This window comes from Kitasatospora sp. NPDC005751 (assembly GCF_040630835.1).
GTDB lineage: Bacteria > Actinomycetota > Actinomycetes > Streptomycetales > Streptomycetaceae > Kitasatospora.
This window is the reverse complement of sequence record NZ_JBEXYC010000015.1, coordinates 36,340-48,378: the sequence shown is the minus strand read 5'-3', so window position 1 is coordinate 48,378 and position 12,039 is coordinate 36,340. Positions and strand designations below refer to the sequence as shown.

Annotated in this window: 10 protein-coding genes; 4 read left to right on the top strand and 6 right to left on the bottom strand. The window is 73.5% G+C overall.

Features of this window, described 5'->3' with window-relative positions; genetic code table 11:
• The first annotated feature begins 236 nt into the window (after window positions 1-236).
• Window positions 237-767: a TetR/AcrR family transcriptional regulator gene (locus tag ABZ497_RS16895; protein WP_329488841.1), complete on the top strand. Its 531-nt coding sequence runs from the start codon at window positions 237-239 to the stop codon at window positions 765-767.
• Window positions 721-1,128 (top strand): multidrug efflux SMR transporter, encoded by a 408-nt coding sequence (locus tag ABZ497_RS16890; RefSeq protein WP_329488842.1) that lies wholly within the window; start codon window positions 721-723, stop codon window positions 1,126-1,128. Before ABZ497_RS16895 ends, ABZ497_RS16890 begins: the two co-directional genes overlap by 47 nt.
• 49 nt (window positions 1,129-1,177) lie before the next feature.
• Here the strand turns inward: ABZ497_RS16890 and ABZ497_RS16885 are convergent, their stop codons facing one another.
• Together ABZ497_RS16885 and ABZ497_RS16880 are read right to left on the bottom strand one after the other, a co-directional pair.
• Window positions 1,178-2,224, bottom strand: a complete 1,047-nt coding sequence (locus ABZ497_RS16885; RefSeq protein ID WP_359805853.1) for a hypothetical protein — start codon at window positions 2,222-2,224, stop codon at window positions 1,178-1,180.
• A gap of 243 nt (window positions 2,225-2,467) precedes the next feature.
• Entirely contained in the window at window positions 2,468-4,627 is a 2,160-nt protein-coding gene (locus ABZ497_RS16880; protein ID WP_359805851.1) for a protease pro-enzyme activation domain-containing protein, read from the bottom strand.
• A gap of 262 nt (window positions 4,628-4,889) precedes the next feature.
• On the opposite strand from ABZ497_RS16880, the gene ABZ497_RS16875 reads away from it, so the two are divergent.
• Window positions 4,890-5,456, top strand: coding sequence for a CGNR zinc finger domain-containing protein (locus ABZ497_RS16875; RefSeq protein WP_329488845.1), 567 nt, complete (start codon window positions 4,890-4,892; stop codon window positions 5,454-5,456).
• A 41-nt stretch (window positions 5,457-5,497) separates the two neighbouring features.
• Here the strand turns inward: ABZ497_RS16875 and ABZ497_RS16870 are convergent, their stop codons facing one another.
• The 3 genes from ABZ497_RS16870 to ABZ497_RS16860 all read right to left on the bottom strand — a co-directional run bounded on the left by ABZ497_RS16870 (window position 5,498) and on the right by ABZ497_RS16860 (window position 10,295).
• Window positions 5,498-7,027 (bottom strand): FAD-dependent monooxygenase, encoded by a 1,530-nt coding sequence (locus tag ABZ497_RS16870; RefSeq protein ID WP_359805848.1) that lies wholly within the window; start codon window positions 7,025-7,027, stop codon window positions 5,498-5,500.
• Window positions 7,028-7,177: 150 nt separating this feature from the next.
• Window positions 7,178-8,878 (bottom strand): phenylacetic acid degradation protein PaaN, encoded by a 1,701-nt coding sequence (gene paaN, locus ABZ497_RS16865; protein WP_359805845.1) that lies wholly within the window; start codon window positions 8,876-8,878, stop codon window positions 7,178-7,180.
• A 148-nt stretch (window positions 8,879-9,026) separates the two neighbouring features.
• Window positions 9,027-10,295 (bottom strand): hypothetical protein, encoded by a 1,269-nt coding sequence (locus tag ABZ497_RS16860; RefSeq protein WP_329488848.1) that lies wholly within the window; start codon window positions 10,293-10,295, stop codon window positions 9,027-9,029.
• Between the two features lie 126 nt (window positions 10,296-10,421).
• Here ABZ497_RS16860 and ABZ497_RS16855 point away from each other — a divergent pair, with 126 nt between their 5' ends.
• A complete protein-coding gene (locus ABZ497_RS16855; RefSeq protein WP_329488849.1) occupies window positions 10,422-11,006 on the top strand; it encodes a TetR/AcrR family transcriptional regulator in 585 nt (194 codons plus the stop codon).
• 484 nt (window positions 11,007-11,490) lie between these two features.
• Here the strand turns inward: ABZ497_RS16855 and ABZ497_RS16850 are convergent, their stop codons facing one another.
• Window positions 11,491-11,952 (bottom strand): Lrp/AsnC family transcriptional regulator, encoded by a 462-nt coding sequence (locus tag ABZ497_RS16850; RefSeq protein WP_329488850.1) that lies wholly within the window; start codon window positions 11,950-11,952, stop codon window positions 11,491-11,493.
• Between the last annotated feature and the right edge of the window lie 87 nt (window positions 11,953-12,039).

Below are 12,039 nucleotides of genomic sequence, written 5' to 3'. Positions count from 1 at the left end.
AGAAAAATCCCGGCGCCGCTTCTTCGATCATCGTGCGCATGAATCTTGAGGTGGCCGGGCGGCGATCCCCGGGATCTCGCCTGTTTTCGGCCGAGGAAACGTAAGCACGCTCCATTCCGGGCTGTCAACACCCGTCCCTTTCGGGCCACTTGGAATTACCGGCGAGTCACATCGGTTCTGCTAGGGTGGGCGCCGACCGTCTGGACGGTCCGTGACGCGGAGAGAGGGACGGAACGGTGCGTGATCATCTGCTCGACGCTGTCGAGCGGCTGCTGGTGCGGGGAGGTCTGGACGCGGTGCGGCTGGACGCGGTGGCCGTCGAGGCCGGCGTCAGCAAGGGTGGGCTGCTGCACCACTTCCCCAACAAGCGGGCGCTCGTCCAGGGGGTCGTCGAGCGGCTGGCGGACCGGTTCGAGGCCGTACTGCCCGGGCCGCAGGCGCCTCCCGGCGCCTTCGCGCTCGCCTGGTTGGAGGCGAGCATCCCGGAGGAGTCACCGGCCGGGGACACCAGCGGGGCGGACCAGGTGCCGGTGGCGCTGCTCGCCGCGGCCGGCGGCCCGGAACTGCTCGACGTGCTGCGGTCCCGCTACGAGCGCTGGCAGCGGCGGCTCGTCGAGGACGGCCTGGACCCGGCCGTGGCCACCCTCGTGCGGATGGCCGTGGACGGCTGGTGGTCGGCCCGCCTGCTCGACCTCAGCCCGCCGCACGACGGGCTGCACCGTGAGTTGCGCAAGCTGCTGGTCGACCTCGCCGGCGGCAGAAGCTAGGTCATCCGAAACGAGACGGGGGACGGACATGACGGCGTACCTGCTGGTGGGAGCGGCCATCGCGGCCGAGGTGACGGCGACACTGGCCCTGCGGGCCTCGCACGGACTGACCAGGCTCGCGCCCAGCGTGGTGGTCGCGATCGGCTACGTCGCCGCGTTCGTGCTGCTGGCCCAGGCGCTGAAGTCGTTGAACGTGGGCCCGGTGTACGCCGTCTGGTCCGGGCTCGGCACGGTCGGGGCGCTGGTCGGCGGCGCGGTCGTGTTCGGCGAGCCGGTCAAACCGGCCTCGCTGATCGGGGCCGTGCTGGTGGTCGGCGGGGTCGCGGTGATGTACCTCGGCGGCGGGCTGAGCCACGAGTGAGCTCCTGATTCGGGGCGCCGCCCGGCGCCCCGCCGCGGGGTGCGCCCCGCTACTCCCACTCCCAGCGGATGCCGACGTGGCCGGGCTGCTGGTCGGGGGCGAGCACGTGGGCGCTGGCCGAGGCACCGATCCACAGCTGCTCGCGGCGGCGGTCGACGTCCTCGCCCGGAGCGCGGTCGTAGCGCTCGCAGTGGACGGGCACGGCCGCCGGGTCGAAGTGCACCTGGAGCACGTACTCGCGCACCGGGATGGCGAACCGGCGGCTGTACTCCATGGTCGGGCCGCCGGGCGGGATCTCCACCTCGTACTCGAAGACCGTGCTGTCCCCGTGGCCGAGCGGGCGGTCCAGCATCAGCTCGCCGACCACCAGGCCGGCCTTCGGCCTGCGGCGGACCCGGCCGAGGCGGCCGTGCCGGACCGAGGTGATCTCGGGGCAGCCGGTGGCCTCCTCGTCGGCCTTGTGCACCACCAGGCAGCGGCCGACGCCGCCGACGGTGGCGCGGACCACCTGGCGCATCCGCAGCAGGTTGCCGCGGCGCTCGGCGTCGACGTAGTACGAGTCGTGGATGGAGAGCCGCTCCAGCTCGCCGACCGGCGGGGCGTCCAGCTCGGCGAAGACCTCGGCGATCTGCTGCTCGCCCGGCCAGACGTCCTCCAGCCGCAGGTGCGCGGTGTTGGCGGCGGCGGCCCAGCGGCCCCGCGGGCGCGGCGGGCCGAGCAGGGCGGAGAGGGTGGAGTGCGGCAGGCCGAGCAGTTCCTCCAGCAGGTGGACGGCGCGCAGCGAACTGGCCCGCTCGGGCTGGCTGCGGCCGCGCCGCCAGTAACTCAGCGTGGTCACGCTGACCCTGACCCCGCGTTGGGCGAGAGCGGCGCGGATCCGGTCGAGGCTCAGGCCGCTGGCCTCGATGGCCAGGTGCAGGGTGTCGGCGAAGCCCCCGGCGGGGGCGGGCCGGCCGGCGCCCGGGGCGGCGGCGGGTGTGGTGGCGGTCGCGGCGGTGGTGACGGTCGTGGCGGGGGGCACGGCGGCGGGTGCGGGCGCGCCGGGGCGCGGTCCGACCAGCCGGAGCCGGGCGTCCTGGGGGTGTTGTGAGCCCATGCGGTTACCTTCCCCAGCAAGCGGGTTCGGCGCGGTCGGTCCGGCGCCGGAGGGCGCCGTGAACGGCTTCACCGAGCTGTGGGGAACCCTATGCACGGTCGAGAGGCTACGTCATCAGTCGTGCGTATGACAGTGGTCACGAGGGGTGGGCCACAGGGTTATCGATCTTGAAACAGAACGGAAACACGCCGTCGGGGCGGTCCCGGTGCGGACCGCCCCGACGGCGTGGGGTCGCGGAGGTGATCAGGAGACGCTGAGCGCGGCGTCGTCGATCACGAAGCTGGTCTTGAGCGAGGCGTCCTCGGTGCCGGTGAACTTGACCGTCACCGTCTGGCCCGCGAAGGCCGACAGGTCGAAGGACTTCTGGACGAAGCCGGTGGCCGCGTTGGCGTTCGACAGGGTGGCCAGCGTGGTCGAGCCGGCCTGGACGGTCAGCTTGTCGTACGCGGTGGAGCCGGACTCGGCGGTGTCGACGTGCACCCAGAAGGAGAGCGTGGCCTTGCAGCCGGCCGGGATCGACACGGTCTGCGCCAGGGTGTCGGTGTGGGCGCTGCCGTAGCCGTCCAGCCAGGCCTTCCAGGAGCCGGCGTGCGCGGCCTCGCCGGAGGCGTTGTCGACGACGCCGGTGGACGCCGTCCACGGCGCGGCGGTGCCGGTCTCGAAGCCGCCGTTGCCGATCAGCTGGGCCGCGGTGCAGCCGCCGGTGGGCGGCGTGGTGGTGCCGCCGAGCAGCGCCGCGTCCAGGGCGTCGGCGATCGGGCTGCCCCAGCCGGTGACCTGGTCGTAGCCGGCCTTGGTGGAGAAGTCCTGGTTCTTGCCGGTGGTCACGTCGTGGAACGTGGTGCCGTAGCCGCTGCCGTTGGCGACGGCGTACAGCCGCGGGCTGGCCTCACCGAGGACGGGCTGCCCGGCGGCCTTGGCCTTCTGGTTGAACTGCGCCGCGTAGCCGGACCAGAGCGGGGCGGCCGCGCTGGTGCCGCCGTAGACCTGCCAGCCGCCGGCGGTGTAGATGGCGAAGCCGCTGGCCGGGTCGGCGTTGGAGGAGACGTCCGGGACGGTGCGCATGGTGCCGCTCACCCCGGTGCCGGTCTGCCAGCTCGGCTTGGCGAAGACGGTGGAGACGCCGCCGCCGGCGGTGCTCCAGGCGCTCTCGGAGGAGTAGGCGCTGCCGGAGACCTTCAGGTTGGTCCCGCCGACGCCGGTCTGGTGCGGGCTGGACGCGGGGAAGTCGACCGCCTTGACGGAGGAGCCGCTGGTGGAGCGGGTGCAGTCGCGCGAGCCGTCGTCGCCGGAGGCCGAGAAGATCGAGATGCCCTGGGCGGCGGCCTGCTTGAAGGAGTTGTCGACCGCCGTCATGGAGGAGGCGGTGGTGTCGGGCTCGCAGGAGCCCCAGGAGATGGAGATGACCGAGACCCGGTTGTCCGCGACGATCTTGGCGGCCATGTCGATCTCGCCCTGGTCGCTGTTGGGGGCCTCGTAGACCAGCTGGGTCGCCTTGGGGGCGACGCCGCGCACGATCTCGCTGTCCAGCTCGACCTCACCCTGGCCCTCGCCGGGGGAGGAGTCGTAGTTGGCGCCGTCCACCGACACGGTGGAGACGGCCGGGCCGGTGAGCCCGTACTGGCTGTCGTACGTCTTCAGGTTGTTGGAGCTGTAGCCGTCGAACTCCCAGAGCGCGACGCTGACGCCGGTGCCGTCGGCGCCGGTCTTGTTCAGGTTGTACGCGCCGTCGTACTGGCTCGGGCCGAAGCCGCTGGGGGCGGCGGTGACCGCGTTCGGTGCGGCCGGCGTGGACGGCTTCACGTTGCGGGTGGTGCGGACGGTGTGGTTGTTCAGGCCGGATATGCCCTGCACCACGCCGGCGAGGTCGGCCGGCACGGAGGCCGCCGCGTCGTTGGCGAAGAAGGTGCGCTGCTGCTGCGGGTCCAGGTAGGCGCTCTCGTGGGTGCCGAAGGCCTTGGCGATCTGCTCGGCGGTGCCGTGCGCGTCGACCACCTGGCGGTTGTCGCTGACGGCGGAGACGGTCAGGCCCTGGGCCGTCAGGTAGCCGCGGACCTGGTCGACGGCGGCCTGGGTCGGGCCGAACCGGTCGGTGAACTGCTGCGGCGTCAGGTGGGTGCCGAACTCGGGGGCGCCGGGGGTGGCGATCGCGGCGAGGAAGCGGTCCAGCTCGGCGGTGTCACGCAGCTTCAGACTGACCGCGACGGAGAGCTGCTGCTCGGCGGGGACGTCGCCCTTCTTCTCGGAACGGGCCACCGCGGGGGTGACGGTGTTCGGCAGCGAGACGCGCGGCGCGGCGGCGTTGGGGGCCGGGGCGGCCTGCGCGGCGGTCACGCCGAGCGAGACCGCGGACAGCGGCAGGACGGCGAGTGCCGCGACGAGGGCGAGGGAGCGAGGGCGCACGGAATCCTCCTCTGGCCGGCATGTGGGGGCCGGCAGGGGCCAGGGCGTCTCTGGGGTGAAACGCTGGCTAGAACATGACAGAGCGGTTCCGGGAATTGGCTTATGGTCAAGCAATTCGTTGCTAAAGAACAGTCAACTGTGGAGAACGGAATGGAGGCGTCTTCATACAGTTAACGGCCGGAATTCACGCTCCGGACCGCCCCGATTCGGCGGCCGCGGGCGACGTAGAATCGGGTACCGGGCGAGACCGAGGGAGTATCCGATGACCGACCGGACGGCAGACCCGCGTGACCCCCGCCCGCTGACCGGCGAGCCGCTCGCGCTCGACCTGCTCAACACGCGGTGGGCGGGCAGCCCGGTGAACGACCTGCTGGACCGGCCGGACGGCTTCGGGGTCTGGCTCTCCTCCGCCGGGCTGGCGGACCGCTGCGAGGCCGACGACGCGGGGCTCGTGGCGCTGCGGCAGGCCCGGGAGGCGCTCGCCGCGGCGGTCCGGGACCTGGACGCCCGGGGTGAGGTGACGGCGCCCGCGGCGGCCGGTCTGAACGAGGTGCTGCGGCACGGGCGGCTGCGGCGCGAGCTCGGTCCGGCGGGGCCGGCGGCGCACGTCGAGGTGGACGGGCCGCAGTGGCTGGCGGCCTGGCTGGCGGTCGACGACTTCCTCGACCTGCTCGCCCGGGGCACCCTCCGGATCAAGAAATGTGCCCACGAGGCCTGCATTCTGCACTTCTTCGACACATCGCAGAACGGCCGCCGGCGGTGGTGCTCGATGGCGGTGTGCGGAAACCGCGCGAAAGCGGCCCGGCATTACGAGAAGGCGCGCGCCTAGGGCCGGCGGCGGGGGCGGTGAACCGCCCCCGCACGCGGTCCTCAGCTCTGGTCGGGGGCGCCGAGCCACTGGGCCAGCGCGGCGCGGACCTCGCCCTGGCCCGGGTCGACGGCGGCCCAGGCGGCGTAGCCGTCGGGGCGGACCAGCAGCACGGTGTCACGCAGCTTGCCGTGCGGGTCGGCCGGCGCGACGGTCTGCAGCCGGCCCGCCCACGGCTCGGCGGCGGGCAGCTGGTCATTGCTGACCAGCACGAACGTGCCCGCGCGCAGTGCCTCGTAGAGCCGCTCGGGCGCGGCCGGCCCGTCCTCCCGGGCCTCCTCCAGGGCGGTCAGCCGCAGGTCCGGCACGCGCCGGCCGGCCAGCGGGTGGGCGTCTTTCGGCGCCGCGTAGCGGATGCCGATCCCGGATACCGTCCGGGCGCCGCGCTCGGCGACCACGTCCAGGTGGTCGGCCAGCGTGGTGAGGGCGCCGCGCAGCACCCGGGTGGGAGCGGACTGGGCGAGGGCGAGCCGGATCAGCGCGCCGGAGGTGCGCAGCACCGACTTGCCGACCGGGTGCCGCTCGGTCTGGTAGGTGTCCAGCAGGGCGTCGGTGGCATGGCCCCGGACGGCGGCGACGAGCTTCCAGGAGAGGTTGGCGGCGTCCTGGAGGCCGGTGTTCATGCCCTGGCCGCCGGCCGGGGAGTGGCAGTGCGCCGCGTCGCCGGCCAGGAAGACCCGGCCGGAGCGGTAGTTCGGCACCTGCCGCTCGTCGCTGTGGAAGGTGGAGCTCCACCGGGCGTCGTGCAGCCCGTAGTCCTCGCCGAGGGCGGTGCGGGTCATCTCGGCGATCCGCTCCAGCGAGGGCGGGGCGCCGTCCGCGTGCTGCTCGGCGCGGTCCCAGGCGATGACCCGGTACCAGCCGTCGCCGAACGGCGCGAGGAAGGCGAAGCCGCCCTCGCCGGCGCCGACGGTCAGCAACTCGTCGGGCGCGCGGTCCAGCCGGACGTCGGCCAGGACGACGGAGTTGACCACCGACTCGCCGGGGAAGGGGATCCCGAGCAGGTCGCGGACGGTGGAGCGGACGCCGTCGGTGCCGACCACGTAGGCGGCCCGGTGGGTCTCGGTGGTGCCGTCCGCGGGCGCCTCCCCGCTGCGGGCGCGGGGGCGGGTCTCGACGGTGACGCCCTCGGCGTCCTGCCGCAGCCCGACCACCTCGGCGCCGCGCAGGAGGGTCGCGCCGGCCTTCAGCGCGCGCTCCTGGAGGAGGCGTTCGGTGTGGTACTGCGGGGTGATCAGGACGAACGGGAAGCGGCTCGGCAGGGCGGCGAGGTCGACCCGGAGCCGGTCGAAGAGCCGCAGCGAGCTGAGCGGGCGGCCGGTGGCGATCAGGTCGTCGGCCAGGCCCCGGGCGTCCAGCAGCTCCAGGCTGCGGGCGTGCACCGCGAAGGCCCGGGTGAGGTTGGACTCGGTGTCGCGCTTCTCCAGGACGGTGACCCGGATCCCGGCGGTGGCGAGGTCCCCGGCCAGCAGCAGGCCGGTCGGTCCGGCCCCGACGATCAGGACGTCGGTGACGGTCTGCTTCGCGGTCATGTGTCAGCTCCCGGTGCTCGGACGGAGGTTGGACGCCGGTCCGGGCGCCCTCCCGGCCTCCATCATCGCTGGCGCGGGCGGGGCTGTGAATTCCCGCGGGACGGAACCGGGCCCCGGCGTGGCACCGCCGGGGCCCGGAACCGGATCGGCTCAGCTGTGGCGGCGGATCTCCACGGTGCGGAACCGGTTGGCGACGAAGGCGCCGTCGCAGTAGGCGGCGTTGGCGGCCGGGTTGGCGCCGGTGCCGTGCAGGTCGGAGAAGGCGGCGGTCTGGTTGGCGTACACGCCGCCGGTGAGGTTGAGCGAGAGCGAGACGCCGGAGTCGAGCGCGGCCTCGACCAGCGCGGCCTCGACCTCGGGCGAGGTGGTGTAGCCGGAGGCGGTCATCGCGCCCTGGGTCCGGACGGTGTCGCGCAGCAGCTCGACCGCGGCGGCGGTGGACTCCACCGCGACGGCGAAGGAGACCGGGCCGAAGCACTCGTCGCGCAGGACCGCGCGGTCGTCCGGCTTGTCGGCGTCCAGCTTGACCAGCGCGGGGGTGCGGACGGTCGCGCCGGGGAACTCCGTGGAGGTCACCACCCGCGGGGCGAGGGCGAGTTCGCCGTACTCGCCGCCGGCCGCGGCGACCGAGCGCTGCAGCACACCGGGGTTGACCACGGCGCCTAGCACGGCCGTGGCGCGGGCGTCGTCGGAGAGCAGGCCCTCGATCGCGCCGGCGAGGTCGGTGACCACCTCGTCGTAGGACTTGGCGCCCTGGTCGGTGTCGATGCCGGTGCGCGGGATCAGCAGGTTCTGCGGGGTGGTGCACATCTGGCCGCTGTAGAGCGAGAGCGAGAAGGCCAGGTTGCCCAGCATGCCCCGGTAGTCGTCGGTGGAGTCGACGACCACGGTGTTCACGCCGGCCTTCTCGGTGTACACCTCGGCCTGGCGCGCGTTCTCCTCCAGCCAGTCGCCGAAGGCGGTCGAGCCGGTGTAGTCGATCAGCTTGACCTCGGGGCGGACGGCGAGCGTCTGGGCGACGGTGCCGCCCTCGTGCTCGGCGGCCAGGCAGACCAGGTTCGGGTCGAAGCCGGCCTCGGCGAGCACCTCGCGGGCGGTCCGCACGGTCAGCGCGAGCGGCAGCACGGCGCGCGGGTGCGGCTTGACCAGCACCGGGTTGCCGGTGGCCAACGAGGCGAACAGACCGGGGTAGCCGTTCCAGGTGGGGAAGGTGTTGCAGCCGATCAGCAGCGCGAGGCCGCGCGGGACGACGGTGAACTCCTTGGTCATCACCAGCGGGTCGCGCTTGCCCTGCGGCTTGGTCCAGCCGGCGCTGGCGGGCAGCCGGGTCTGCTCGGCGTAGGCGTAGGTGACCGCCTCCAGACCGCGGTCCTGGGCGTGCGGGCCGCCGGCCTGGAAGGCCATGCCGTAGGCCTGGCCGGTGGTGTGCATCACCGCGTGCGCGAACTCGTGCGAGCGCGCGTTGATCCGGGCCAGGATCTCCAGGCAGACGGCGGCCCGGGTGAGCGGGGTCGCGGCGGCCCAGCCGGGCCGGGCCGCGAGCAGCGCGGCGATCAGCGTGTCCGCGTCGGCGTGCGGGTAGCCGATGCCCATCTCGACGCCGTACGGGGACGCCTCGCCGCCGATCAGGTCGCCGTCGGCCGGGTGGCCGTCGAGGGCGAACGGGAGGTTCAGCAGCGCCTCGAAGGCGGCCTTGCCGTCCGCGGCGCCGCTCTCGCCGTAGGCCTTCGGGAACTCGGGGTAGGGCGACCAGTAGTCGCGGGACGCGGCGGCGGCGAGCGCGGCGTCCAGGGTGGCCTGGTGGCGTTCGACCAGCTCGGCGACGAGGGGGTGGGTGACCGCTGCGGACATGGTGTGCGCTCCTCAGAGGGGAGGACGGGACACGTCACAGAGTAACCGAACGATCGGTCGGCTCAAGAGGGTGTGCGGATCGGATCCGGAGAACGCGCAGGGGCGCGTCCGCAGCGGACGCGCCCCCGGGGCGGAGCGGGGTACCGGTCTACGGGATGCCGAGCTCGAAGATGACGTACCCGGCGTACCAGCCGGAGGCGATCGCGCCGGTGCCGAGCACCGTCGCCAGCACCGGCCAGCTCAGCTTGCGCATGGCCACCGCCAGGGCGATCAGCAGCGGGAAGGCCGGGAGCAGGTAGCGCGAGGTGTTGCCGAAGATCCCCAGGCTGCCCAGCACCGAGACGATGGTGGCCAGCGTGTAGGCGGTCAGCACCAGCGGCGGACGCAGCCGGACCAGCAGCACGATCAGCACCGGCAGGGTCAGCACGATCAGGGTGGCCAGCAGGTCGGTCACCGGCCAGGCGAACGGGTAGTCCGAACGGCCCAGCAGGACGCCGCGGATCGCCTCGAAGGTGCCGTGGCCGAAGTCGAAGTAGTGCAGCCAGGCGTCGTGCTGGAGCTTGAAGTAGCCGCCCCACTCGCCCGTCCGCCAGCCCACCCAGCCGACGTAGCCGAGCAGGCCGAGCGGGGCCAGCAGCATCGCGGCCACCGGGCGGGCGACGCCGCTCCCCCGCCGGTACAGCTCGACCAGCGCGGCCAGGCCGACGGCGCCGATCAGGGCCGCCGAGGTCGGCCGGTTGAGGCCGGCGACCAGCGTGATCACACCGGCGGCGATCCACTGCCCGGTCATCACGCAGTAGCAGGCCCAGGCCGCCAGCGCGACGAACAGCGAGTCGGAGTAGAGCGCCCACTCGGCGCCGGAGCCCGGGGCGATCGCCCAGAGCCCGGCCGCGATCACGCCCGCGCGCGGGCCGGCCAGCTGGTCCACCACCGCGTAGATCCCGGCCGCGGCGAACAGCGAGGCCACCACCGAGACCAGCATCCCGGCGCCGTACAGGCCGAGCCCGGTGCCGTCCGAGACCAGCCGCATCAGCCCCGGGTAGAGCGGGAAGAAGGCGGCCGAGTTCTGCTCGACGGTGAAGCCGGGGAGGCCGCCCGGGACGGGGACCAGCGCGGGGTGGTAACCGAACTGGGCGATCTGCTGGTACCACCAGCCGTCCCAGCTGGCCAGCACGTCCCAGGGGTTCGCGCCGCCGCCGAACCGCGGGTGCTTCTTGACGTAGTCGCCCGAGAAGGAGAGCAGCTTCATGAAGACCGTGAAGCCGATCAGCTTGAGCACCGCGTAGCACCACACGGCCGGCCCGAAGCGCAGGACCAGGGCGCGGCCGCGCTCGCGCCAGTCGGCCCGCGCCGCGTCCCCCGGCTCCTCGCTGCGCTGCTCGGGCACGTCGGAGGCGACTGCCGGTATTGCGCTCATGAGACTGGACCCCACCCTGCTGGCCGTGGACGCTGGTCCGCAGATTCTAGGCCGTCGGCCGCGCCGCTGGTGCGGACCAATGGACCCGGGCGCATCGGGCGCAGCGGGGCCGGGGATACTCGGAGGATGGCCGATCACACCACGCGTACCGCCTACACCGTGGAGTCGCTGCTCGCGGTGACCGTCGACGTCTTCAACGAGCGCGGCTACGACGGCACCTCGATGGAGGACCTCTCCCGGGCGGCCGGGATCTCCAAGTCCTCGATCTACCACCACGTCCGCGGCAAGGAGGAGCTGCTCCGGCTGGCCGTCGGGCGGGCCCTGGACGGGCTCTTCGGCATCCTCGCCGAACCGGGCGCGGTCGAGGGCCCCGCGGTGGAGCGGCTGGAGCACGTGGTGCGGCGCACCGCGGAGGTGCTGCTCACCGAGCTGCCGTACGTCACCCTGCTGCTGCGGGTGCGGGGCAACACCGTGACCGAGCAGTGGGCGCTGGAGCGCCGCCGGGACTTCGACCACCAGGTGGCCGAGCTGCTGAGGGCCGCCGTCGCGGACGGCTCGCTGCGGGCGGACGTCGAGCCGCGGCTGGCCACCCGGCTGCTCTTCGGCATGATCAACTCGATCGTGGAGTGGTACCGGCCCGGCGTGAAGGCGGCCGACGGCGTCGCGGACGCGGTGGTCCACCTGGCCTTCGACGGCCTCCGCGCCCGGTAGCACCGGGAGGGGCCGGGGCCGGAAGGTCCGCGCCAAAGGGCCACCCACCCGTCCCGAAAGGGCACCCGGCTCGGGCCCTCATCGGGCCCGGGGGCGCCCGCCGGTCCCCCAACGGTCACCCCGCCCCGGCACTGCCCGGGTCCAGGGGGCGCTCCGCCGGGCTCCCAACGGGCGCCCCGCCCCGGCACTACCCGGCCCAGGGGGCGCTCCGCCGGGCTCCCAACGGCCACCCCGCCCCAGTGCGCCCCGAGCCGAAGGGGCGCGCCGGTGCCGAAAGGGAGAAGCGAGGACGCCCCGAGGAACGAGGGGCGTTGGAGCGCCGACCGTCGGCGCCGGGTCGAAGCGCCCCGGAGGCGAGCGGGCGAGGACACTGAGCGCCGACCGTCGGCGCCGGGTCGAAGCGCCCCGGAGGCGAGCGGGCGAGGACACTGAGCGCCGACCGTCGGCGCCGGGTCGAGCGCCCCGGAGGCGAGCGGGCGCCCAATCAGAGGGGCGGCACCTGGTCGGTCTCCTCGAAGACCAGCATGGTGCGGGTGCCGAGCACCTGGGGGATGGACTGGATGCTGCCCAGCACCAGTTCGCGCAGCGCGTGGTTGTCGGCGGTGTGCACCAGCAGCAGCACGTCGAAGTCTCCGCCCACCAGCGCGATGTGCGCGACGCCGGGCAGCTCCAGCAGCTGCTCGCGGACCGTCCGCCAGGAGTTCTGCACGATCTTCAGGGTGACGTAGGCGGATGCGCCCTGACCTGCCTTTTCGTGGTCCACGCGGGCGGTGAAGCCGCGAATGACGCCGTCCTCGACCATCCTGGATATCCGGGCGTACGCATTCGCCCGGGACACGTGCACCCGCTCGGCCACCGAGCGGATCGAGGCGCGACCGTCCTGCTGCAGCAGCCGCAGGATCGCCCGGTCGACACGGTCGAGTCTGGACGTCTGTTCAGCCGACATGACCCCCACCCCCACGGATTGGACGCACTGCCACCAGTCGACCGCCACCCGGGCCGATTGTCCACCACCTTGTCACGCTTCTGGTCA